The 23,251-nt window shown below is 46.3% G+C and carries 25 protein-coding genes; 12 read left to right on the top strand and 13 right to left on the bottom strand.

All coding sequences use genetic code 11. The features are described from left to right. Window positions 1-129 precede the first annotated feature (129 nt). The 10 genes from AACR09_RS18135 to AACR09_RS18090 all read left to right on the top strand — a co-directional run bounded on the left by AACR09_RS18135 (window position 130) and on the right by AACR09_RS18090 (window position 11,702). The gene (locus tag AACR09_RS18135; RefSeq protein ID WP_076644829.1) at window positions 130-789 is read left to right on the top strand and encodes an HAD family hydrolase; all 660 of its coding nucleotides are present in this window, start codon (window positions 130-132) and stop codon (window positions 787-789) included. Between the two features lie 185 nt (window positions 790-974). Beyond that, a complete protein-coding gene (locus tag AACR09_RS18130; RefSeq protein WP_193835498.1) occupies window positions 975-1,601 on the top strand; it encodes an HD domain-containing protein in 627 nt (208 codons plus the stop codon). A gap of 41 nt (window positions 1,602-1,642) precedes the next feature. After that, the gene (locus AACR09_RS18125; RefSeq protein ID WP_193835497.1) at window positions 1,643-2,140 is read left to right on the top strand and encodes a GNAT family N-acetyltransferase; all 498 of its coding nucleotides are present in this window, start codon (window positions 1,643-1,645) and stop codon (window positions 2,138-2,140) included. Window positions 2,141-2,260: 120 nt separating this feature from the next. Beyond that, window positions 2,261-2,947, top strand: a complete 687-nt coding sequence (locus AACR09_RS18120) for a DNA-3-methyladenine glycosylase I (RefSeq protein ID WP_065605933.1) — start codon at window positions 2,261-2,263, stop codon at window positions 2,945-2,947. Window positions 2,948-3,141: 194 nt separating this feature from the next. Beyond that, window positions 3,142-3,876, top strand: a complete 735-nt coding sequence (locus tag AACR09_RS18115; protein WP_017086635.1) for a GntR family transcriptional regulator — start codon at window positions 3,142-3,144, stop codon at window positions 3,874-3,876. A 481-nt stretch (window positions 3,877-4,357) separates the two neighbouring features. Beyond that, window positions 4,358-5,803 (top strand): xanthine dehydrogenase small subunit, encoded by a 1,446-nt coding sequence (xdhA, locus tag AACR09_RS18110; protein ID WP_193835496.1) that lies wholly within the window; start codon window positions 4,358-4,360, stop codon window positions 5,801-5,803. Beyond that, window positions 5,796-8,201 carry a xanthine dehydrogenase molybdopterin binding subunit gene (gene xdhB / locus AACR09_RS18105; protein ID WP_102503812.1) on the top strand — a complete coding sequence of 802 codons (2,406 nt, stop codon included), beginning with the start codon at window positions 5,796-5,798 and terminating at the stop codon, window positions 8,199-8,201. The genes xdhA and xdhB overlap by 8 nt, the downstream gene beginning before the upstream one ends. Window positions 8,202-8,256: 55 nt before the next feature. Further along, window positions 8,257-9,138, top strand: coding sequence for a xanthine dehydrogenase accessory protein XdhC (xdhC, locus tag AACR09_RS18100; protein ID WP_004732871.1), 882 nt, complete (start codon window positions 8,257-8,259; stop codon window positions 9,136-9,138). Window positions 9,139-9,197: 59 nt separating this feature from the next. Next, the gene (guaD, locus tag AACR09_RS18095) at window positions 9,198-10,532 is read left to right on the top strand and encodes a guanine deaminase (RefSeq protein ID WP_004732870.1); all 1,335 of its coding nucleotides are present in this window, start codon (window positions 9,198-9,200) and stop codon (window positions 10,530-10,532) included. Window positions 10,533-10,820: 288 nt separating this feature from the next. Continuing rightward, window positions 10,821-11,702, top strand: coding sequence for an AEC family transporter (locus tag AACR09_RS18090; RefSeq protein ID WP_193835495.1), 882 nt, complete (start codon window positions 10,821-10,823; stop codon window positions 11,700-11,702). Window positions 11,703-11,813: 111 nt separating this feature from the next. Here the strand turns inward: AACR09_RS18090 and AACR09_RS18085 are convergent, their stop codons facing one another. From AACR09_RS18085 to puuE, 13 genes are all read right to left on the bottom strand, one after another. Beyond that, entirely contained in the window at window positions 11,814-12,194 is a 381-nt protein-coding gene (locus tag AACR09_RS18085) for a carboxymuconolactone decarboxylase family protein (protein ID WP_017083073.1), read from the bottom strand. Window positions 12,195-12,252: 58 nt separating this feature from the next. Further along, on the bottom strand, window positions 12,253-12,609 hold the full coding sequence (locus tag AACR09_RS18080) for a MerR family transcriptional regulator (protein WP_017076955.1): 357 nt from the start codon (window positions 12,607-12,609) through the stop codon (window positions 12,253-12,255). A 36-nt stretch (window positions 12,610-12,645) separates the two neighbouring features. After that, complete coding sequence (locus tag AACR09_RS18075) at window positions 12,646-13,164, bottom strand: hypothetical protein (RefSeq protein WP_029222168.1); 519 nt, start codon at window positions 13,162-13,164, stop codon at window positions 12,646-12,648. Window positions 13,165-13,412: 248 nt separating this feature from the next. Continuing rightward, window positions 13,413-13,883 (bottom strand): GNAT family N-acetyltransferase, encoded by a 471-nt coding sequence (locus AACR09_RS18070; RefSeq protein WP_193835494.1) that lies wholly within the window; start codon window positions 13,881-13,883, stop codon window positions 13,413-13,415. 76 nt (window positions 13,884-13,959) lie between these two features. Then, complete coding sequence (locus AACR09_RS18065) at window positions 13,960-14,433, bottom strand: GrpB family protein (protein ID WP_193835493.1); 474 nt, start codon at window positions 14,431-14,433, stop codon at window positions 13,960-13,962. Between the two features lie 16 nt (window positions 14,434-14,449). Further along, window positions 14,450-14,689 (bottom strand): hypothetical protein, encoded by a 240-nt coding sequence (locus AACR09_RS18060; protein WP_017092275.1) that lies wholly within the window; start codon window positions 14,687-14,689, stop codon window positions 14,450-14,452. Window positions 14,690-14,785: 96 nt separating this feature from the next. Beyond that, a complete protein-coding gene (locus AACR09_RS18055) occupies window positions 14,786-15,382 on the bottom strand; it encodes a DJ-1/PfpI family protein (RefSeq protein ID WP_065605951.1) in 597 nt (198 codons plus the stop codon). A gap of 21 nt (window positions 15,383-15,403) precedes the next feature. After that, window positions 15,404-16,363, bottom strand: coding sequence for a hypothetical protein (locus AACR09_RS18050; protein WP_228010743.1), 960 nt, complete (start codon window positions 16,361-16,363; stop codon window positions 15,404-15,406). A gap of 398 nt (window positions 16,364-16,761) precedes the next feature. Next, window positions 16,762-18,081: a urate hydroxylase PuuD gene (locus AACR09_RS18045; RefSeq protein WP_193835492.1), complete on the bottom strand. Its 1,320-nt coding sequence runs from the start codon at window positions 18,079-18,081 to the stop codon at window positions 16,762-16,764. 14 nt (window positions 18,082-18,095) lie between these two features. Further along, entirely contained in the window at window positions 18,096-18,656 is a 561-nt protein-coding gene (locus AACR09_RS18040) for an ureidoglycolate lyase (RefSeq protein WP_004732859.1), read from the bottom strand. Window positions 18,657-18,670: 14 nt separating this feature from the next. Beyond that, a complete protein-coding gene (gene alc / locus AACR09_RS18035; protein WP_193835491.1) occupies window positions 18,671-19,657 on the bottom strand; it encodes an allantoicase in 987 nt (328 codons plus the stop codon). Between the two features lie 123 nt (window positions 19,658-19,780). Continuing rightward, window positions 19,781-20,296 carry a 2-oxo-4-hydroxy-4-carboxy-5-ureidoimidazoline decarboxylase gene (uraD, locus tag AACR09_RS18030; protein ID WP_017067791.1) on the bottom strand — a complete coding sequence of 172 codons (516 nt, stop codon included), beginning with the start codon at window positions 20,294-20,296 and terminating at the stop codon, window positions 19,781-19,783. 22 nt (window positions 20,297-20,318) lie between these two features. Continuing rightward, entirely contained in the window at window positions 20,319-21,257 is a 939-nt protein-coding gene (puuE, locus tag AACR09_RS18025) for an allantoinase PuuE (RefSeq protein ID WP_017083064.1), read from the bottom strand. Between the two features lie 411 nt (window positions 21,258-21,668). On the opposite strand from puuE, the gene uraH reads away from it, so the two are divergent. Together uraH and AACR09_RS18015 are read left to right on the top strand one after the other, a co-directional pair. After that, entirely contained in the window at window positions 21,669-22,022 is a 354-nt protein-coding gene (gene uraH / locus AACR09_RS18020) for a hydroxyisourate hydrolase (RefSeq protein ID WP_017067789.1), read from the top strand. Window positions 22,023-22,325: 303 nt separating this feature from the next. After that, window positions 22,326-23,251, top strand: a 926-nt coding sequence (locus tag AACR09_RS18015; protein WP_228010741.1) for an NCS2 family permease, incomplete at its 3' end; no start/stop codon positions are given.

Here is a 23,251-nt window from a genome sequence, read left to right as displayed (position 1 = left end):
TTTCGCCTCATCTAGAAGCATATTACCGAGACAATTCGTCATATTCTTACTAAACACTGACTCGCCTATCTCCAGGCACTATGTCAAAATACTCGTCCTCACGACGACAACACAGAAAGAACCACGGATATGAATTTTCAAGCTGCTATTTTTGATATGGATGGACTGCTGCTCGACACCGAGCGACTTTGTATGCAGGTTTTTGAAGAAGCATGTCACGCGCAAGGCGTTCCGTTTTTGCAGGATGTTTACCTAGGCATCATTGGCTGTAACGCAAAAACCATCGAACAGATTTTTAGAAATGGCTACGGTGAAGGGCTAGATTACCCAGCGCTGAACAACGAATGGCGCACACGCTACAGTGCGATTGTTAAGCACCAAGCTATCCCAGTAAAAGACGGCGTGATTGAGCTTCTTGAGTGGCTGAAATCAAACGACATTCCAATCGCGGTGGCGACCTCCACTCAGCTTGATATCGCGAAAAAGAAGCTTGAGCTGGCTGGCCTAGATTCTTACTTCACCTCACTAAGCACAGGCTGTGAAGTGACCAACGGTAAGCCTCACCCCGAGATCTACCTGCTAGCGGCAGAACGCCTAGGTGTTGCCCCTGAAGCCTGCCTAGCGTTTGAAGACTCAAACAACGGTATTCGCGCATCAATGGCAGCCAACATGATCAGCTTCCAGATCCCTGATTTGGTTGAGCCTTGCGAAGAAGTAAAAGCGCTTGGTCACACGATCAGTCCTTCATTGCATCATGTGTTAGCAAAACTTCAACAAGCTGCAGCTTAGGCTCTTATTACCGTTGATAACGCTTTAATCAACACAGAATAACCTTTCTATTAAGCCGACTCACAGAGTCGGTTTTTTTGTGGGTATTCCTTTTATAAAAGATAAAAACTCGCGCTTGAAACTGTTAAAGTCGATATGAAACGACACTGATCGATAAGCAACATTGATAATGGAGAAAGGGACGCGTGATAGAAAAATTTGAAAGCCAACTGCTTGATTTTGCACAGCAAGAGATGACACAAGATGCAGCGCACGATATCAGCCATATTAAGCGCGTAGTCAAAACCGCCAAGGCTTTATGTACTCAAGAGCAAGCTAAGCTTGAAGTCGTGCTGCCCGCCGCTTACCTTCATGATTGCTTCACCTTTCCCAAGAACCACCCAGACCGAGCCCAAAGCTCGATAATGGCGGCAGACAAGGCTATCTCTTTCCTCAAATCTATCGAATATCCTGCGTCCTATCTTGATGAGATCCATCACGCCATTGTCACTCACAGCTACAGTGCCAACATCACACCAGAAACCTTGGAAGCTCAAATCGTCCAAGATGCCGATCGCCTAGACTCTCTCGGTGCGATTGGTATTGCACGCTGCCTGTACGTGGGTCAAAGCTTTAACGCTGAACTCTATAACCACGAAGATCCATTCGCTGAACATCGTGACTTGGATGACAAGCATTACAGCGTCGACCATTTCTACGTGAAACTGTTCAAGCTGGCTGAAACCATGAATACAGAATCCGCCAAATTAGAAGCCAACAAGCGCACCGACTACATGCGCGGCTTTCTTGAGCAATTGGGCTCGGAAGTTTAACGGCTTAAAAAAGAGACACGCGATAAGGGAGAGAGAAGGATATGGAAATAAACCGCTTTAAAGCATCCGACGCCGACGAGATCGTCACTTGGTTCACATCACTCGAAGACTACGTACTATGGGGCGGACGAACCTTTGGTTGGCCGTTAGAAGCCGCCTCCATCATTGAACGTTCTCAAGAGCCCCATGTCGAGCTGTACACATTCTCCACATCTAGCACTAACTCGAATGCTAATGACTTGCTTGGCTTTATGGAATTTCAACGCATGTCAGACAGTGAGCTTCGCTTTTGCCGAGTCGCGATTCGCCCAAGCCAACGTGGTAAAGGGCTTGGGCAATCCATGATAGAAAGTGCATTAGAAGCGGCGAAAGAAATACCAGATGTCACCACCATCACCTTAGCGGTATTTAAGCAAAACCACGGCGCAAAACGCTGCTACGACAAAGCGGGCTTTGAGGTGGTCGACAAAGAGCCGAGCATGAAAGAGTTCAATGGTAAAACATGGCCCTTGTATCAGATGGAATTGAAGATCTGCTAACTTGTTCTAATTGTCAGACTGGTTTTAGTTAACAGATTTGTTTTAATTGCCAAATTTGACCCCATATCATTAAGCATTAACTACACACTCAAGATACACAGATGTAATTTGGAACCTTCAATGACCCAAGAAAAATTCGACACTATTTATCAACGTGCGGCTCACCGTAAAGGCGGAGCTGCCGAGCTCGAAAAGATTGTTCGCGCGCCCCTTTCCCAAGCCGAGCTATCGCAGATCACCGACGACCGTTGGCTAGCCGCCTTTACCGAAAAGGTATTCCAATGTGGTATTTCATGGAATGTGGTGAGAAAGAAATGGCCGCAGTTTGAAGAAGTGTTCTTTGAATTCGACATCGAAAAGATGCTGATGCTGCCGAACGAGATGTGGGAGCAGAAAGCGCAAGACCCGCGCATTATTCGTCACCTTACTAAGGTGATGACCATCCCTGCCAATGCCACCATGATTCACAACGCCAAGCGTGAAGCCGATTCATTCTCACAAATGGTTGCCGACTGGCCATCAGAACGTATCACCGAGCTGTGGGATTACCTGAAAAAACACGGCAAGCGATTAGGTGGTAATACTGGTGCCTACACTCTGCGCCAAATGGGTAAAGATACCTTCATCTTGTCATCAGATGTTGAAGCACACCTACGCAGCACCGATGTGGTGGATAGCGGTCGTAACACCAAGCGAACACAACTGGCAGCGGGTAAAGCCTTCAACGAATGGCAACAACAGTCAGGTCGTAGCCTGAGCGAAATCAGCCAGATCGTTGCCTACAGCTGCGGTGATAATCGAGTTTAGTTGGATTAAAAATGGCTTAAAGCTAAAGATTGCACACAGTTCCCTGCAAACAAAATGTTATAAGTCATTAACAAATAAGCGTGCATCGCACTTTCATCCGGTGGCATTGTATAGATAAATGTATACAATATAGAGTAACTCTCATGAATTATTCTCGATTAACCCAACTCGACTAAACAAGGGCCCTTATCTCTATGACAGCTCTCAAAAACTCTGTCTCCAAAGGTGTAAAAACGAAAGTAACAGGCCAGACTCAAGACGATGTTGTTTACTGCCATATCTTCGACGCGATACTAGAACAAAGGCTGCCACCAGCCACCAAATTAAGCGAAGAAGCCTTAGCAGAAATCTTTAGCGTTAGCCGCACCATTATCCGTCGTGCCTTACTGCGTCTCTCTTTAGAACAAGTTGTGGTGATCCGTCCAAACCGGGGTGCAATGATTGCTGCCCCAACGGTTGATGAAGCCAAGCAGATATTTAAAGCACGTGAAGTAATGGAAATTGCTATCACTGAGCTGGCGGTGAAAAACGCAACCAAAGCGCAAATCGAAGAATGCCGAAAGCTCGTTGTAAAAGAGAACTGCGCCTTTGACCAAGGTGACTACGGCTCCGGCTTACGCTTGTCTGGCGAGTTTCATATCAAGCTGGCTGAAATGGCTGAGAATGCGCCACTGCTGGCTTTCCAACGCAGTTTGGTATCGCAAACCTCACTGCTGATCGCTCAATACGAAACGGGCAACCACTCGAACTGTTCTCTAGACGAACACTCAGGCTTACTGGATGCGATAGAGTCAGGCAACGAACAACAAGCCGTAGAGTTGATGCAAGAACACCTAAGCCACATTCGTTCGAAGCTCAACCTAGACAGCAGCACAGCTTCTAGCGACCTGCATGTGGTGTTCTCTGATCTGCTTAAGAGCAAGTCATAGAAGATTCAACAAGCGCTTAATAACCATCCGTTAACAACTTTTTGTTAACAGCTTTTTATTAACAGCTTTTCGTTAACAAAATTGGAGAGAAGTAAGCCTCTGCGTTTACTTCTCTTTTTTATGCCCTCTCCCCTAAAAATAAAGATGACGATCGGCTCACATCCATCTAAAACACTGCCTATTCTAGCCTCAACAACGATCTTAGCCACTATAGAATCACTTCCAACAGTGCCACAAACCCTGTCATTATCTTGTATACATAGCTATCAATTTATTAATACCAAAAAACTGTTCACCTTCAACTCAACCCCTTATAAAACAGACAACTACGGTTAAAATAAAATTGTATACAATCCACAACCAAGACTATTTGTTGCATTTTTGTAAATAAATAGTTGACCACAGGGTCAGGATGGATAATTATTGACCTAGAAGTCAAAAAGAATACACATGGAAATATGTCGATTTACAAGGAGGTCTCTTGATTACTTTTTTGCTCAATCAGGAAATAAGACGTGAAGATAATCTGTCGCCAAATATGACAGTGCTCAACTACCTTCGTACCAAGGTTAATAAAACCGGTACCAAAGAAGGTTGTGGGTCGGGTGACTGTGGTGCATGTACGGTAGTTCTCGGTGAAGTGGTTGATGGACAGCTGCAATACCGCTCAGTGAACTCTTGCCTTACGTTCGTTTCAGCGCTGCATGGCAAGCAACTGATCACTATAGAAGATCTACAAAACCGAGATCGCTCTTTGCACCCAGTGCAGAAAGCAGTGGTGGATTTTCACGGTTCACAGTGTGGTTACTGCACGCCGGGCTTCATCATGTCGATGTTTGCGCTAGGCAAGAACAAACCCGATGCGAGCAAAGAAGACGTCATGGAATCACTGGCGGGTAACCTGTGTCGTTGTACTGGCTACCGACCAATTGTTGATGCTGCGATGTCACTTTCAACAGACCAACCTTTGATCGACCAATTTGCTGAACTTGAACGCAACACCATCAAGAAGCTAGAAGGCATTCAAGACACCGAAGCCAACTTACGCCTTGGTCACCTCACCGCTTTTTCCCCGAAAAGCACTGATGAGCTGGCCAAGCTTTTTCAAGCGCATCCGAACGCTAAGCTGGTTGCTGGCGGCACGGATTTAGCGTTGGAAGTCACACAATTCCATCGCGAGATTGAAACACTGATCAGCGTAAACCTTGTTGAAGATATGAAGGTATGCGAAGAGACCGACACCGATTTAATCATTGGTGCCAACCTTCCTATCAGTGACTCTTACGCACTACTGAAAAAACACTACCCAGATTTTGGTGAGCTACTCCACCGCTTTGCGTCACTGCAAGTACGTAACCAAGGCACCATTGGCGGTAATGTGGCGAATGCCTCGCCTATCGGTGATACCCCTCCTCTACTGATTGCTCTCGACGCGAAGATCAAACTTCGCTGCGGAGACGAGTCACGCACCATGCCAATTGAAGATTACTTCATCAGCTACAAAGTGACGGCGCAGAAAGAGAGTGAATTCATTGAACAGATCATCATTCCTAAGCCAACCAACGACAGCTTCCGCGCTTACAAAGTGTCGAAACGTTTAGACGACGACATCTCTGCGGTGTGTGGCGCGTTTGATATTCAAATTGAAGATGGCAAGGTTTCTTACGCTCGTATCGCTTTCGGCGGTATGGCAGCAACGCCTAAGCGTGCAACTCGTTGTGAAAATACGTTATTAGGCAAACCGTGGACAGACGCTAATATTAAGTTAGCGATGCAGGAACTGTATAACGACTTTGAGCCGCTATCCGATTTCCGTGCAAGCCAAGAATACCGTTCATTGTCGGCGGCCAACATGCTACGTCGCTACTTCATTGAACGACAAAACAAAAACAACCAAATCGAAACAAGGGTAACGTCTTATGTCTAAATCAAATTCCTCTGGTCACAAGAGCAATGCGATGACCCACGAAGAGATGGTTACCATTGCAAAACAAGACCTAAAAACTGGCGTGGGTAAAAGCGTTAAACACGACAGTGCAGCCAAGCAAGTCACGGGCGAAGCGGTATACATTGATGACCGCCTAGAGTTCCCAAATCAGCTGCATGTATACGCACGCCTGAGCACGCAAGCGCACGCTAACATCACCAAAATAGACCTATCTCCATGTTACGAATTCGAAGGTGTGGCAATTGCTATTCAAGCGAAAGACGTACCGGGTGAACTGGATATCGGCGCCATCCTACCGGGTGACCCACTGCTTGCTGATGGCAAAGTAGAATACTACGGTCAACCTGTGATTGCCGTGGCAGCCAATGATTTAGAAACGGCACGTAAAGCCGCACACGCTGCAATCATTGAATATGAAGAACTGCCTGCGATTCTTGATGTAAAAGAAGCGCTAGAGAAAGAACACTTCGTAACAGAAAGCCACACTCAACAACGTGGTGACTCGAAAGCCGCACTGGCAAAAGCGAAACACGTGATCTCTGGTGACCTAGAGATCGGCGGCCAAGAACACTTCTACCTAGAAACCCAAATCAGTAGCGTGATGCCAACCGAAGACGGCGGCATGATAGTGTACACCTCGACTCAAAACCCGACCGAAGTTCAAAAACTGGTTGCGGAAGTAATTGGCGTACCGATGCACAAAGTCGTGATTGATATGCGTCGTATGGGAGGTGGTTTCGGTGGTAAGGAGACTCAAGCGGCCTCTCCAGCATGTATGGCTGCGGTGATTGCCCACCTCACCGGTCGACCAACCAAAATGCGTTTGCTGCGCAATGAAGACATGCAGCAAACCGGTAAACGCCACCCGTTCTACAATCAATACACGGTCGGTTTTGACGACAATGGTGTGATACAAGGTGCCGACATTACCGTTGCAGGTAACTGTGGTTACTCACCAGACTTATCAAGTTCTATCGTAGACCGCGCAATGTTCCACTCAGACAACGCCTATTACCTAGGTGATGCAACTGTGGTCGGTCACCGATGCAAAACCAACACAGCGTCGAATACCGCTTATCGTGGCTTTGGTGGCCCGCAAGGCATGATGACCATCGAACACATCATGGACGAGATTGCGCGTTACCTGAAAAAAGATCCTTTGGAAGTACGTAAGGCGAACTACTACGGCGAAGAAGGCCGTAACGTGACCCATTACTACCAAACCGTTGAAGACAACTTTTTACCTGAGATAACCGAACAGCTTGAACGCAGCAGTGACTATCACGCACGTCGTAAAGACATTGCCGAGTTCAACAAGCAAAGCCCTATCTTGAAGAAAGGCCTTGCTATCACACCCGTGAAATTCGGTATCTCGTTTACTGCGACTTTCTTGAACCAAGCAGGTGCGCTCATCCATATCTACACCGATGGCAGTATTCATTTGAATCACGGTGGTACGGAAATGGGGCAAGGCTTGAACATCAAAGTGGCACAAATCGTTGCACAGGAGTTCCAAGTCGATGTCGAACGTATCCAGATCACCGCTACAAACACAGACAAAGTTCCGAACACATCACCAACCGCAGCCTCATCGGGCACCGACCTCAACGGTAAGGCCGCGCAAAACGCCGCAATGACCATTAAGCAACGCCTGATCGACTTCGCTTCTTCGCACTTCAAAGTGTGGCCTGAAGAGGTGGTATTTAAGAACGGCATGGTGCAAATTCGCGATGAGATCATGACCTTCAACTCGTTTGTTGAACTGGCTTGGTTTAACCAAATTTCGCTGTCGAGCACTGGCTTCTACCGCACTCCGAAGATCTATTACGATCACGAGAAAGCACGCGGTCGTCCGTTCTACTACTACGCGTATGGTGCCTCTTGTTCAGAAGTCATCATCGATACCCTAACCGGCGAAAACAAGATTCTGCGTGTCGATATTTTGCATGACGTGGGCGCTTCATTGAACCCAGCAATTGATATCGGCCAAGTCGAAGGTGGCTTTGTGCAAGGTGTCGGTTGGTTAACGACGGAAGAGTTGGTTTGGAACCAGCAAGGCCGCTTGATGACCAATGGTCCTGCGAGTTACAAGATCCCGGCGATTGCTGATATGCCAATTGATTTCAGAACGCATCTTTTAGAAAACCGTAACAACCCAGAAGACACCGTCTTCAACTCGAAAGCCGTGGGTGAACCGCCTTTCATGTTGGGTATGTCGGTATGGAGCGCACTGAAAGACGCAATCAGCTATGTCGCCGTCGATGGCGCGATTCCTAAGCTCAACACACCTGCAACGCCAGAACGTATTCTGATGGCGATTCAGGAAGTCACTGAAACGGCTCCGACTTCGGTCGATGCTCAATCAGAAACGGCTTAGGGCTCATATCGATCGTTTAGCTTGGGAAGCATAAAAAAGGGATTTAGGAGGACGTATGTTTAAGGATAATTGGATTCACGAACTGGCAAAACTGGAAGAGAACTACGAACCGTGTGTAATGGTGACAGTACTTGAAGACAGAGGCTCCGTTCCACGCGATGCGGGCACCAAAATGCTTGTCACTCGTGACCGAATCATCGCTACGATTGGTGGTGGTCACCTTGAACATGTGGCCACTAAAATGGCGCGTGAAATGCTGATTGCCAGCGAGAAATCACTCAAAGTAGAACGCTTCAACCTAGGCGCTCGCTTAGGCCAATGTTGTGGTGGGATGGCAACGTTAAGCTTTGAACCGATTGGCACTCAACAGAACCACCTTGTGCTGTTCGGCGCAGGCCATGTTGCCAAAGCGCTGCTGCACATTGTGGCGACTCTGCCCTTCCGTGTGACCTGGATTGATGAACGTGAAGAAGTATTCCCTGAAACGCTACCACACGGTGTGAAGAAGCTTGTCTCAGATGATCCAGTCGGTGAAGTAAAACACATGCCACCGAACAGTTATTACCTTGTGATGACGCACAACCACCAGCTCGATTTTGACCTAACTAAGGCCATTATTGACCGTGAAGACAGCCGTTACTTTGGCATGATTGGGTCACTCACTAAGCGCAAGAAGTTCGACTTCCGCTTAGAGCAACGCGGCTATAGCCAAGAACAAATTGAAACCATGCTTTGCCCGATTGGTATAAGTGCGGTGAATGGCAAACACCCTGCCGAAATTGCGGTGTCGGTTGCTGGTGAACTGATCGCACACTATCAAGGCCAAGCACTTGAACAAAAGCGCCCAACCAAACAATATCGAAATCAGGATTTGACCGATCAACACAGTCAACCAAGCGACGTAGGCGAACCACCATTGGAAGAGAAGATCGCCTAATAAAAGTCGCAAAGCTTCAGTGGCCATAACGTCGCTGAAGTCATTAAAAGGAAGTAAACATGACAACGCAACGCAAAGCTTATCGCGCCAGCATTTTACACAGCGTCGCCGACCCAAAAGATGTCGGTATCGATGAGTCTTACGACTATTTTGAAGACGGTGTTTTAGTGGTTGAGAACGGCCATGTCGTCGACTTAGGCCATGCCGATGAGGTATTGGCTCGCCAACCTAAAACACTCGAAGTTAAAGAATACAAAGACAAACTGATCACCTCTGGCTTTATTGATACGCACATCCACTACCCTCAAACAGGGATGATCGCGTCTTACGGTGAGCAGCTACTTGATTGGTTAGAGAACTACACCTTCCCAGAAGAAAAGCGGTTCAAAAATCCAGTTTACGCACACAAAGTCGCGAAGCTATTCCTAGACGAATTGGCAAGCAACGGCACCACCACGGCACTCGTGTTTGGCACGGTACACAAAGAGTCGGTTAACGTATTCTTTGAAGAAGCTGAGAAGCGTAATCTACGCATGATCGCGGGTAAGGTCTTGATGGATCGCAATGCGCCTGATTACCTCACCGACACACCGGAATCTGGCTATGCCGACTCAAAAGAGTTAATCGAAAAATGGCATAACCGTAGCCGTTTGCTTTACGCGGTGACACCTCGCTTTGCGCCAACCAGCACACCAGAGCAACTGGCTACTGTAGGCAAACTGCTAGAAGAATATCCAGACGTGTACATGCACACTCACCTTTCTGAAAACGAGAAAGAGATCGAGTGGGTGAAATCGCTGTTCCCAGAACGCGACAGCTACCTAGATGTGTATGACCACTATGGTCTGCTGCACAAACGTTCGGTATTTGCTCATGGTATTCACCTTTCTGATTGTGAATGTAAACGCCTTGCCGATACTGAATCTGCCATCGCCTTCTGCCCAACGTCTAACCTTTTCTTAGGCTCGGGGTTGTTCCGATTACCAGAGATGGAAGATCACGGTATTCGTGTCGGCGTGGGTACTGATGTAGGCGCAGGCACCAGCTTCTCAATCCTGCAAACAATGAGTGAAGCGTACAAGATCATGCAGTTACAGCATAAGAAGCTGCACCCAGCTAAGTCGCTGTTCTTGGCAACACTAGGCGGCGCACGTTCGCTGCATTTAGAAGACAAGATTGGTAACTTGGAAGTCGGAAAAGAAGCGGATTTCGTGGTGTTGGATCTACACGCAACTCAGCTGATGCGCTTTAGAATGGAACAAACCACCAAGCTTGAAGAAAAACTTTTTGTATTGATGAGCTTAGGTGACGACAGAACCGTTAGCGAGACTTACATCTACGGCGAAAAAGCTTATGACGTGAATTTCAAAGATTACAAAAAGCTCGTTAGTTAGGCTTAAAACCGAGTAACAATCGCTAGACAGCGACAAGCCGTCGTTAATTAAAAATCCGTCCAGATTTATCTAGCCTTTAAAGACCAGTTGCTGATGCCACTGGTCTTTTTTGTGCTTCATTCAAAGAAATATAAATTAACCGCTCACAGACAACGATCTTCGGTGACGCCAACTCATTATATTGATAGGTTAATGTTTATACATCTCGACTTCATACTTCACTTTAGCGTCTCTCTCGAACATTCGTTTCTCAGCTAAATGGAAGCACTACATCTAGAAAGGAATTCTATGTTCGAACAGGTCGTCAGCATTCTGTTTCCCGTTTTTACTTTAGCCAGTGCTGGCTTTGCGGTAGGTCGTTGGTTCAAGCCCGATTTCAAACCGATCAATCGCATCAACATGGATGTATGTATTCCTGCTTTGGTGTTTGCCTCGCTGACCACCATGCCTCTCGACACCGAACAACTGCCACTCATCACCGCTTCTTTGGTCGCGGTGTTGGTGCCCGCTTTATTGATGATACCAATCTGTAAGATCTTTAAGCTCAACTTCAAAGCTTGGGCTCCGCCACACATGTTCCGCAACAGTGGCAACCTGGCCATTCCTCTGTTCACGTATACCTTTGGCGAGAGCGCATTAGCCCCTGCTGTACTGCTGTTTGTGGTGTCAGCCTGCGTGCACATTAGTGTTGGCTTGGCGCTGTTGAGTGAAGGTAATCCGATCAAACAGATCCTCAAGATGCCGATATTCTTAGCCGCAGCATTAGCGATGACGCTCAACTTATCTGGCATTGCAGTGTGGAATCCAATCTACGAAGCCACATCGCTACTCGGCCAAGCAGCCGTGCCTATCATGCTGCTGTCGTTGGGTTCGCAAATGGTCAACTTGAAGCTAAGCGGACTCAAAGTAGGCTTGTTGTGTACGGCTCAATCACTGTTCACAGGGGCCATCGCCTTTGCCATCATCTACTTCTTTATTCCTCTGCCAACGCTGCACCTACAAATGATGGTGCTGTTCACCATGCTGCCACCTGCCGTGATGAACTACCTGTTTGCAGAACGCTTCAATGTCGAGCCGCCTAAAGTCGCGTCTATGGTGTTGTTCGGCAACTTCCTGAGTGTGGTCACCTTGCCTATTTTGTTGTCATTCGCGCTGTCTATGTCATCTTAAAGAACCGCGAACCTTCAGGTTTACGACCTTTAAAACTTAGCCAATCAATGAAAAGGGAGCGCAACTTAGCAAAGTTGACGCTCCCTTTTCAGACTATATTTTCTATTTATCTCAAGCTGTGCCTCTCTCCGCAAGCACTTCTTTAAATGCGAACATGCCATTTAACGCAGCTGGGAATCCCGCATACACCGACATCTGCAGTATCACTTCTTTAATCTCTTCCTCGCTGCATCCAACATTGAGTGCCGCATTCAAATGCACCTTAAGCTGAGGGGCACAATTACCGAGTGCGGTAAGGGCAGCGACGGTCGCGATCTCTCGTGATTTCAAATCCAAGCCGGGGCGTGAATAGATGTCACCAAAGGGATACTCGATAGTATATTTGGCAAGATCAGGGCAGATGTCTTGCAGGCTTTCAATAACCTGTTGCCCTGCTTCTCCGTCGATATGATTAAGTCTTTCTAAGCCAATGTCGAAACGTGATTGATTCATAGGTTTGTTCCTTTTTATGATTTACAGGAACACCTTACAAGTTAGAGTCGACTCTAAGTCAACGGACTTTTCCATCTCGATACAAACTAATTTTTTGCTCTAGCGCAGCCAGATGCTTTTGCTGCTCTTCGATATGGGACCGCAAATTCTGTTGATGTTGTTCGAGCAACACTTGGCGCTGCGAAGTCGATTCTGGCCCTAACTCCCTTAGCTTTGCGTATTCTAGAATCTCATCCAGTGGCATTGCGGTGTCTTTTAAGCGCTTCACGAACTCAATCCAGGTAACGTCCTTCGATGTATAGACTCGATGACCGCTACTGTTCCGCTGAACATTTTTCAACAAGCCGATTTTTTCATAGTAGCGAAGCGTGTGAGCCGACAAACCCACCAACTGAGAAAACTCACTCACATTCATTACTTCACCTTTTCTATCTGGGTATAGGAACTCAAACTATGCGCACTTATCTAATTTGAGCTCTGCGGTGACTTTCGTCAAACGCAACGCAATCGCGAAACACACTAAGTAAGGACTCACATACCAAAAGATACTTTCTAGTGGCTGCTTCACCTGCGCTTCTCTGGTTTTTATGTATTGGTTTTTCTGCATCTCATACTGACTCAGCATACCATCCACCCACACGGCATCACTTTCCACCAGCGATACGCTAGGCGCAGGAACCGTAAAATCCGATGCGTTGGGTAACAAGGTGAAATCGACATCTTTGAACGTGATCGCCGTATTCAAATACCACAAACACGCTTCATGGTGCTGAGCGTGATTATCTAAAGACGGCTGACCGGTGCAGGTATCACTTCGCAGCTTATCCAAAGAAAACTGCTGAACCGATTCTAAAATCGCCACCGCTCTGGTTTGTTCGGTTTCAACCCAATCACCCGCTACTTTCGCACGAATCTCAGACACCGCACCCAGCATCCCGATACCCGCCAAGAACGGCCATAAATAATCCATAAGCTTCCACTTTCGTCGGCTCAAGTTGAACCCACACCAAATCGGAAGATGAAAAAGGAGCGTTAGCCCAAGCGATAGCAAAACGAAATTCAAGGAGCTAGAGAGCATGAGTTCGCTATCAAAGAAGTTCTTCATAATGAGAGACTTGCCTGTATAACAAAGAGAAATTTGATACTAGATTCGATATTAGAAAAGAGTGTAAGAGGAAAGTAAAAACAGCACCAACCATTGGAGTTAGCGCTGTTTATTTAAGCAAGTAGCGGCTTTTCCATCGGGATGCAATCGAGGCTAATACCTCTAGGAGAGTGATAAGTGGAAAGTTCATCACCGATAAAACCACACGAACGATAAAATTCCGCAGCATTCAAGGTCGATTCTAGCTTCATTAACGGCAAGTTGTGTTGAATCGCGAGTTCCTCTAAGAACTGCAACATCTGCTTCGCTGCGCCTTTTCCGGAAAAATCTGGGTCCACAAAAATAGCATCAATCATACCGGTTTCGATGTTGATTTTACCGCTGCCAATCACTCGGTCATCGACTTGTGAAACGTGAAAAGTTTGGACTACATCGCTTATGAATCCATCAGACATTCCACCCTGCGTCCATATTGACAGCTGTTCTTCTGAGTAATAAGCCGAGCACTTGTCGACAATGGCACGGCTTCGAATATCGAAAATATCCTGAGCATCAGACTCAACCGCTTTTCTAATTGTAATCATAAGCCTACCTCAAGGAATCAATGGAAAATGTAAAGCCAGTCTGTGTCACTAACCCAATCTATCACAAGACGACTTGCTATTTCACCGCCAGCACATGCTCTATATAAGCCGACTTCTTTTCACGGTACTTTTCTTGAGACCAACCTGCACAACCCATTTTGAGGGTGTTGTATTGCTGAACTAATGCCGGGGTCGCACGTAGCTTGTCACGAAACCTTAGAAAGCATTCGAACTCAGAACCATTGGCGACCACTTGCAACGCCACATCATCCCCTGATGTAGACTCCAACATACACAGTTCCGGCGCTCTTAACGTATCGAGTTTCTCTGTAAAGCCGAGTGTTGCGAGTCTCTCTATAACATCCTCAAATTCGCCAAGTTCAACACCTACGAAAATATCTAGATCGCCCTTTGACACGGCAAAAGGAATAGAAGCTGCACCTACGTGCTCAACTCTCGCGTTAGGGATTAGCTTTTTGATGTCACGTTCGTATCGGATAAACAGCTCGTTGCAAGCCGCTTGGTATTGCTCCGCGGGGTAAAATTTCATATATCCTCACTCCGAATCACAAACTATTGAACACACCAATTGCTAACAGAAATAACACGATGCTAATAGCTCCGATATAAGAGATTCTGGTTCGCTCTTTTTCAGTTGGAATCAATGGGGGGAAGCGCCCTAATGTGAATACTTTACAGACTATCCAGCCAGCTCCGTAACCAATGAACTCAATCAATATCGACTGAAACAGATACCTAAAGAATGAGCTCAATGCTCTAAAATACGCGACTATCAAGTCTTCCATTTTTTGTCCTAACTAAAGTCAATTTGGAATAAAAGTGCCATGTGTAGATATTCATATCAAGAACCTTATACAGGACTGCGCACGCAATGAATCAGTTTAAACGTAAGTACTTACTATCGACATGCAATGATTCACAGAGTCTTCTTTCTCACCAACAGGCGCAACATAGTGAATTGCAGCTTCGGCATGTGCTTGGTCTGCGAGTTTACTGATAACCCATGCAGCTAAGTATTTAGACGACAAACAGCCACCCGCTGTAGCAATGTTACCTTCCGCATAAAACGGCTGGTCCAACACTTTCACACCTGATTCAATTACCCATGGCTTCGTTGTTAAATCAGTACAGGCTGGGACTTGATTCAGTAACCCCAATACCGACATTAACAAAGTCCCAGAGCATTGACCGCCAATTAATTGTACTTGTGGGTTAAGGCTTAACCTTGAAAGTAATTTAGCGTCTTGGGCGATATCGCGGGTCAACATGCCACTACCAAACAACACCGCATCAGCAGTATTCGCGAACTCTAAAGGCTGTTGAGATTTAATTGTGACTCCATTCATTGAAGTCACTGATTCTGTGGGACTAGTAATCTGCACATTCCAGCCAAACTCTTTCATTCGGTTCAAAATACCCGAGGCGATGAAAGAATCCAGCTCGTTAAATCCATCAAACGTTAGTACGGCAATATCCATATTTGTCCTTTCACATGCTTTTTAACTAAACAAATCGCCATTTATTTGCTCAAGAGCTTCTAGATGAGAAACTATAAGCTTTGGCCTCTTGGCTGTTATTCGCCCTTTTTCATCTAAACGACTAACAGTACCGACTAACTTACAACGCAGAAACAATAGTGGTTTATATTTTACGACACTACCGACATCAGGATAAGCTGTCAGAATATGACCTAAGTATTTAAACCCTAGAGAGTTTGATGTTTTATTTTCCCTTGTAACCTCACCTTCAATGACAACAGTTGTGCCGTGAACAAGCTCTGGCAAAACCATAATTTCATCGTCATCTTCACTCCCATCATTACAAAATATTGCTTTGTCCACTTTGCCGATAGTGACCTCATGTCTAACACCATCTTTAAACGTACCAATTTTAAGCGAACGCCCATCAGCAATATTGAGGGCTAATTCTTCTAAAAGTTTAGAGCTGGAATCTAAATAAAGATCTAATGCTGATTTAGGAACATATATATACTCTCCCTCATCGTTAGGGATACCTATTAGTTCGTTATTATCTTTAAACTTAAGGTTGGATAACTCAGTTTTCCCAGTACCTCCAATGTGTTTCCCAATTCGTGCAAACCACATAATTCCATCGAGCGCTTTTGAGAAGATTGTAGAAAAGCCAAAGTCATCAAAATCTTTCTCAGCCATTTTTGATGCAGCCTTACTAAAGTATGCTGTGGCAACAACCCCTAGCCCTGCTTGCGCCCAACCAGCAACAGTCTCAGGAACTAACGCTTCCCATGAGCCTTTCTGTACCCTCATAGGAATTTCGAAATCGATGTGTTTTAAGTCTGGCACTTGTTTAACTATAAGTTCTCTAATCGCTCCATCAAAAGCTAATAAGGCTTTTGCCTGCCTCCTTGCATCCATTAGCCCTTCTTCGACCAGCTCACCATCGTATTTTATATAGCCTAGATACTTTTCTTGTTCCATCATAAACCTCAAAGTCGATGGTTGTATTGATAGCTAATTATCAACACTGTTAGATTTGAGACTGAGAAAGCAAAAAACTCTAAGTAGTGCTATACATCAGTGCCTTAGCGTAAAAAACGCCTTTATGATACTACTTGGGTATGATATTGAGAGCAATTATATAAGCGTGATGCAGCTTGCGATTCGATAGGATGGTTACTTAGAACTAATAACAATTTTCACACAACAAAATTATATCCTTGAGTCAACTGAATCCAGCACACTTTCCTTTGTCCAAAAACAAAAAGCCCCGGTTATAGGAACCGGGGAAACAGGGTGGGATGAGTTTGGTGCGTGCCCGAAACCAAACTCTCCCCAAGCCTCACCTAAGACTCATGCTCTTAGGTAAAGGATTCACATCATTATTGAAGCGTAGCGCCTTGCTCTACCCAAGTGCCGATGAGTGCGCGCTCTGCGTCGGTCATTTGAGTCATGTTGCCGAGCGGCATCACCTTGGTTGTTACGGTTTGAGCAACAATCCTTGGGACGTTGGCTTTGATCTCTTCTGGCGTATCAAACATTACACCGGCTGGCGCAGCAGCAAAAGCGGCGTGACTAGGGGTTGATGAGTGACACACAGAACAGCGCTCTTGAATGACTTTGTTGATGGTTTCAAAGCTTACGCCTGCGCTAGCAGTTTGCATTGCGTGGTCTGCTGGTACAGCTTGAGAACTAACCGTAGTTGAAGCTGTGCCGTTCGAAACAACCTCTTCTGTCGCCGATTCAGTCGCGCTTACTTGCACTTCTTGAACCACTGGTGCTTGTACAACCGGAGTCATCTGTTTTTTCGCGTAAGGTGAGGTAACAAACGCGAGCGTGATCATACCCAATGCCGCTACAGGTACTGTCCAGGCAAACTTCTGGCTACCATGACGGGTGTTGAAGTAGTGACGCACCAAGATGCTGAAGATCGCTAGCCCAGCAAGAATCAGCCAGTTGTATTCCGAGCCATAAGTGCTTGGGAAGTGGTTACTGATCATGATGAAGAGCACTGGCAGTGTCATGTAGTTGTTGTGACGAGAGCGCAGTAGACCTTTCGCTGGCAATGCCGGATCCGGTTCGCGCTTCTCTTCAATCGCTTTCACCAAGTTGCGCTGTGCTGGCATGATAACGCGGAATACGTTACCCACCATGATGGTACCAATTATCGCACCCACGTGGATGTAGGCACCACGACCACTGAACACTTGAGTTAGGCCGTAAGTTGCAGCAACGAGCAGCACAAACAGCACAACGCCAAGCAACACGGGGGTTTTGCCTAATGGTGAGTCGCACAGTAAGTCGTAGATAAACCAACCGGCAACGAATGAACCAATACCAATCGCGATTGCGGTGGTTGAATCAAGGCCAGAGCCCGGTGCAATCAGGTAAATCTCAGCGTTGAGGTAGTAAACCACACCCAGTAGACACACACCGGTGATCCACGTGAAGTAGGCTTCCCATTTAAACCAGTGCAGGTGCTCTGGCATCTCTGGTGGCGCAAGTTTGTACTTCTCTAGGTGATAAATACCACCGCCGTGAATTGCCCATAAGTCGCCTGAAAGGCCCGTTTTTGGGTTTACTCGGTTAAGGTTATTCTCTAACCAAACAAAGTAAAATGATGCGCCTATCCACGCAACACCAACAATCATGTGAGCCCAGCGTATTGCTAAGTTCAACCACTCTGTAATATGCGGATCCATAATAAACTCCTGTATCACAACGCTTTAGCTAAGCGTTGCTCTTCCTTATTGTCGTCCGTTGGCAGATCGTCCAAATGCAACGCCACTCGGTCGCTGTCGAAATAAACTTCGTCACAGTTGTGTCCTTCGCCACCTCTATCGACGATCAAAAACTGGTCTTGATCGGTGAGGGCGAGAACTGGGTGATGCCACACCCCTTTGTGATAGTTCACTCCTTGACGGCCGTTGCTCAAGAAAGCTCGGCTATTGGCTAATGTTGGATCGTCGCCTTTTGGCGCAACAACAATTAAATAGGGTTGACCAAGTAATGGAATGAATGCCTGAGAGCCAAGTGGATGACGCTCTAACATTTTGATGGTCAGTGGGTAGCTCAACGGTGTGGCTTGGAAGATGCTGATGATGGCTTCTCCGTCTTGGTCTTGCACATCCGTTGTCGCTAGCTTGTGGTAGCGACGTGTTGATCCACTGTTGATCATGAAGAAATCACTATTATCGGACTCGATAACATCGCCAAACTCAGCAAAAGCCTGCTTGGTTAACGGTTCGATTGATAAACGACGTATTCCATTACTCATACTCATTTCCTTACCTATTTCGCTTTCGTACCAAACAGACGCAAACGGCTGATACCACCATCTGGGAATATGTTTGCACGTACGTGGGTAATCGCACCAAGATCGTTTACCTCAGAAATGAATTCGTGAATTTCGTGCGCTTGCAGCTTTTGTGCTGGCAACAGTTCACGCCAGAATAGGCTTTGTGTTTCTACTTGGTCGTCGGTACCACCTTTCACGTAAGCGGCTTGAATTGAGCAGCTGTCTGGGTAGTTACCTTTGAAATGAGCAGTATCCACTACGATGCGTTCGATGTTACCTGGATGACCTAGTGCCACGATAACCCAGTCATTACCCGGTGTACGACGACGTGCTGTTTCCCAGCCATCACCCATGTTTTCACCGCGGCCAGGGCCTAAGATGTTGGCTTTGTTGCCGTAGTGCTCATCGCTACATGCCAGTGCTCGGCCACCGTGTTCAACCGATGCTAGGTCGACTTGTTGCTGAGAATCTATTGCTTCCCAATCCACACTTGGTCGGCCATAAACACGTAGGCGCGCTACACCGCCGTCTGGATAGATGTTCAAACGTAGGTGCGTAAATACTTGGTCACTTTCGATCGCTTCAAGATGATGATGATCACCTTGTAGTGCCAGTGAAGGCAGAATTTCTTGCCACTCTGTTGAGTCAGTTGGCTCACCTTGTGGTGAATAACACGCGTCAATTGATGCCGAAGGTGGGAAGTTACCTGTGAAGAATGAGGTATCAATATCAACGCCAGCAATAGTGCCAGCTAGACCAAGGCGAACGACACAGTAGTCGTAACCTTCACCGCGTTTGCGTCTGCTTTCCCAACCGTCCATCCACTTGCCGTTATCGTCGTATAAGTCGTCTTTCCACTCTGGCGCTGCGTGGCTGAGCAAGCGGCTTTTATCAGCGAAAAAATCGTCTGTTGCGAAGGTAGCTTCTGCACCTAGTTTTTCGTCTGCAAGGTTTATGTATTGTTCAAATGTTTGGGTCATGTCCGTGTAATCCTATCCAATTAATCAAGTAATAATAAAATGAGAACTTAGTGGCTTATTCGCTTATAAAGCGTGCTCTTAGCGCACTAAGACTGGGCTGAGATAGCTGTTAACTCCGTTAACTTACATATCCCAGAGACGAAACATCGCGATCTTGTTGATCTCTTGAATCGCCGTAGCAAACTCAGTTTCACTATCATTTCCTAATCGCATCTCGAACGACTCAAGAATTTGGTAACGATTGGCTCCCTTCACCGCCATGATAAAAGGGAAATTGAAGCGACTTTTGTAGCTGTTGTTGTAAGAAGTGAATTTTTCAAATTCTTCGGCGTTGCACTGGTCGATGCCCGCCCCCGCTTGTTCTTTGGTCGACGACTCGGTGAGTTCGCCGTTTACTGCTGCTCGACCGGCTAAATCCGGGTGAGCATTGATCAAAGCCAACTGTTTGCCTTGGTCTGCACTTAACAAGGTCGATGCCATTTTCAGATGAAGATTCTCGATATGGTCATCTTCGGCATTCAAACCTTGGTCATACACCACTTCTGCAACCCACGGGCTGTGTTCGTAGACATCAGCGAAGTGAGCGACAAAGGTATCGCGGTCCATGGTTGTTGGTTGGCATGATCGAAATTCAGTCACGTTAAGCCTCCTTGCTTCACTGCTACTTTTGCTGTTGATGATTAGCGTTATTTGGTTGATATGGATGATGTTGGTGCCAGTGGTTGGCGATATCGATTCGACGACATAACCACACGCTGTCATGCTGCTTTACGTAATCTAAGAAACGTCTTAATGCAGCAATACGACCGGGGCGACCAATCAGACGACAATGCAACCCAACCGACATCATTTTCGGTGCGGTTTCGCCTTCCATATAAAGGGTGTCAAACGTGTCTTTCAGATATTGGAAGAACTGCTCACCCGAGTTAAAGCCTTGCGCCGTTGAAAAACGCATGTCGTTCACATCAAGTGTGTAAGGGATCACCAATTGCGGATGACCAGTCTCGGTGTGCCAATAAGGCAGGTCATCATCATAGGCATCTGAGTCGTAAAGAAAGCCGCCTTCTTCTGCGACTAAGCGACGCGTATTTGGACCTGTTCGACCTGTGTACCAACCTTGTGGGCGTTGACCCGTCACTTGTTGGATGATCTCGATCGCTTTGGTCATGTGGTCGCGCTCTTCAGATTCATCAATGTATTGATAGTCTATCCAGCGGTAACCGTGGCTACAGATTTCGTGACCCGCTTCGACCATGGCTTTGGCAACGTCTGGGTGACGCTCAATCGCCATTGCAACCGCAAAGACGGTCAGTGGGATTTCATATTCATCGAACAAGCGAAGAACACGCCATACACCCGCACGGCTACCATATTCATAGATGGACTCCATGCTCATGTGACGTTCGCCTTTGATCGGCTGTGCTGACGGGATCTCTGAAAGAAAGGCTTCAGACTCGTCATCTCCATGTAACAAACAACGCTCACCGCCCTCTTCATAGTTCAATACAAAAGAAACCGCGACGCGCGCATTACCTGGCCATTGAGGGTTTGGAGGGTTAGCTCCGTAACCGATCAAATTTCTTGAATAATCCTTATTCATCCAAGTACTCCTAACATAAGTGGTTGGCTTAGCCGCTCTTTAAGTGAGTCACCAAATGATTCAACCAAATGGATTCTCGATAAACAGAGCAACCTTACCCCTGTACATTTATTGTATACAATTATTTATCTCAATGTAAAGATTTTGTTATTCAAGTTAAATTTACGCACTATTACTAATTAAAAACAACAACTTAATAAAATCAAAACTCACCAAAAAACGATAATCAAGATCTATAAAGTCAGAAAAAACGACACAATAGTTAACATTTTTCCAACAATTCGCTTTACTAATTGTGTACAGTTCGTACATAGTTAGTGATAACAAAGTGACCAGTTGCATTCTTTGCAAGGTCGAAACAGACAGATAAACCACGGAACAGAGGAGCGCCAAAAGCGCTATTAAAGGACTATGGGAAGATTAACAACACACGTATTAGACACGACTCACGGCTTACCGGGTGCAGAGATCAAGGTAGAGCTTTATAAGGTCAATGAAGACTCAACAGAAAAGCTGGCGACGGTAATCACTAACTCCGATGGCCGAACCGATGCACCGATACTGGCAGGGAATGATTTCCGACCGGGGAAATATCAATTGGTGTTTTACGTAGCCGATTACTACAGAAGTAAAGGCGTGGAATTGGATGGCGTGCCTTTCCTAGACGATGTTGTTATTCGTTTCGGCTTAGATGACCCAGACGCGCATTATCACGTTCCTCTTCTCGTCTCGCCTTACAGTTTCTCAACCTATCGGGGCAGTTAGTCCCGTGTCCTAGAACTTCGAACTAGGCCCAACCATCGAATAATAAACAGATTCGTGCGTGCATCTAAAACGATGCGCGCTCATTAAGCACGCTCATATAAAAATACTAACAACGTTAATAGTTAGAATAAATAATTATAAAACAGATGGTTAGAACCAATGGCTAGAAAATGAATAGCTAGGGAGTTAACCGTTAGGAAACTAATAAATAGAGAGCTAGCGGCTAGGAAAAAACCTTAAAACTTAATATTGAAATCTCGCTGTATTCAATAAATGGATCACAACATAAAAGGACTTGCTGACATGAGTGAGAGTAAAACAGAAATACTCAACCAAGATGCGAATAACGGAATTTTAGAGAAACTCTTTAAAATTAAGGCCCACGGAAGCAGTGTGAAAAATGAGTTGGTCGGCGGTGTCACCACCTTCGCAACCATGGCTTACATCATCTTCGTTAACCCTCAAATCATGGCCGCATCGGGTATGGATGCAGGCGCGGTATTCGTCGCTACCTGTATTGGTGCAGCTATCGGTTGTTTGTTAATGGGGTTATTTGCGAACTGGCCTGTCGGACTTGCGCCGGGCATGGGCTTGAATGCCTTCTTCTCGTTCACGGTAGTAAGCGAAATGGGCTACAACTGGGAAGTGGCACTGGGTGCGGTGTTTATCTCAGGTATCTTGTTTGTCGGGATGAGTTTCTACAAAGTCCGCCAATGGATCATTGAAAGTATCCCTGTGAGTTTACGTTACTCCATGACTGCGGGCGTTGGTTTGTTCTTAGGTCTAATTGGTCTTAAAACAGCAGGTATCGTCGTCGAAAACCCAGCAACACTGGTATCACTAGGTGACTTCACTAAACCTGAAGCGCTACTGGCCGCTATCGCTTTCCTTATCATCGCTGTTCTTAGTGAGCGTAAAGTATTTGGTGCGGTGTTAATCGGTATTTTGAGTGTAACGCTCGTCGGCATGATGCTTGGCTTAGTGCATTACAACGGCTTCTTCGCGGCGCCACCAAGCTTAGCGCCTACGTTCCTAAAAATGGACATTATGGGCGCTCTCGATGTTTCAATGATCAGCGTTATCTTGGCTTTCCTTTTTGTAAACATGTTCGATACCGCGGGTACTTTGATGGGCGTGGCTGAGCGTGCAAACCTAACTAATCCTGAAACAGGCAAGATCGAAGGCCTAAGCAAAGCGCTGAAAGCCGACAGTATCTCAAGTGTGGCAGG

Source organism: Vibrio sp. OPT20, assembly GCF_963889365.1.
Taxonomy (GTDB): Bacteria; Pseudomonadota; Gammaproteobacteria; order Enterobacterales; family Vibrionaceae; genus Vibrio; species Vibrio splendidus.
Note: the sequence above shows the minus strand (reverse complement) of the source record. Positions and strands in the feature narration are given on the sequence as shown.

Coding starts and splice junctions, on each gene's coding strand:
- AACR09_RS18040 (WP_004732859.1), bottom strand. CDS start 18,656: ATGAGTAATGGAATACGTCGTTTATCAATCGAACCGTTAACCAAGCAG.
- AACR09_RS18125 (WP_193835497.1), top strand. CDS start 1,643: ATGGAAATAAACCGCTTTAAAGCATCCGACGCCGACGAGATCGTCACT.
- AACR09_RS18055 (WP_065605951.1), bottom strand. CDS start 15,382: ATGGATATTGCCGTACTAACGTTTGATGGATTTAACGAGCTGGATTCT.
- AACR09_RS18050 (WP_228010743.1), bottom strand. CDS start 16,363: ATGATGGAACAAGAAAAGTATCTAGGCTATATAAAATACGATGGTGAG.
- AACR09_RS18045 (WP_193835492.1), bottom strand. CDS start 18,081: ATGGATCCGCATATTACAGAGTGGTTGAACTTAGCAATACGCTGGGCT.
- AACR09_RS18115 (WP_017086635.1), top strand. CDS start 3,142: ATGACAGCTCTCAAAAACTCTGTCTCCAAAGGTGTAAAAACGAAAGTA.
- guaD (WP_004732870.1), top strand. CDS start 9,198: ATGACAACGCAACGCAAAGCTTATCGCGCCAGCATTTTACACAGCGTC.
- AACR09_RS18080 (WP_017076955.1), bottom strand. CDS start 12,609: ATGAATGTGAGTGAGTTTTCTCAGTTGGTGGGTTTGTCGGCTCACACG.
- AACR09_RS18120 (WP_065605933.1), top strand. CDS start 2,261: ATGACCCAAGAAAAATTCGACACTATTTATCAACGTGCGGCTCACCGT.
- xdhB (WP_102503812.1), top strand. CDS start 5,796: ATGTCTAAATCAAATTCCTCTGGTCACAAGAGCAATGCGATGACCCAC.
- AACR09_RS18060 (WP_017092275.1), bottom strand. CDS start 14,689: ATGGAAGACTTGATAGTCGCGTATTTTAGAGCATTGAGCTCATTCTTT.
- alc (WP_193835491.1), bottom strand. CDS start 19,657: ATGACCCAAACATTTGAACAATACATAAACCTTGCAGACGAAAAACTA.
- AACR09_RS18065 (WP_193835493.1), bottom strand. CDS start 14,433: ATGAAATTTTACCCCGCGGAGCAATACCAAGCGGCTTGCAACGAGCTG.
- AACR09_RS18070 (WP_193835494.1), bottom strand. CDS start 13,883: ATGATTACAATTAGAAAAGCGGTTGAGTCTGATGCTCAGGATATTTTC.
- AACR09_RS18090 (WP_193835495.1), top strand. CDS start 10,821: ATGTTCGAACAGGTCGTCAGCATTCTGTTTCCCGTTTTTACTTTAGCC.
- AACR09_RS18135 (WP_076644829.1), top strand. CDS start 130: ATGAATTTTCAAGCTGCTATTTTTGATATGGATGGACTGCTGCTCGAC.
- AACR09_RS18075 (WP_029222168.1), bottom strand. CDS start 13,164: ATGGATTATTTATGGCCGTTCTTGGCGGGTATCGGGATGCTGGGTGCG.
- AACR09_RS18085 (WP_017083073.1), bottom strand. CDS start 12,194: ATGAATCAATCACGTTTCGACATTGGCTTAGAAAGACTTAATCATATC.
- puuE (WP_017083064.1), bottom strand. CDS start 21,257: ATGAATAAGGATTATTCAAGAAATTTGATCGGTTACGGAGCTAACCCT.
- uraH (WP_017067789.1), top strand. CDS start 21,669: ATGGGAAGATTAACAACACACGTATTAGACACGACTCACGGCTTACCG.
- xdhC (WP_004732871.1), top strand. CDS start 8,257: ATGTTTAAGGATAATTGGATTCACGAACTGGCAAAACTGGAAGAGAAC.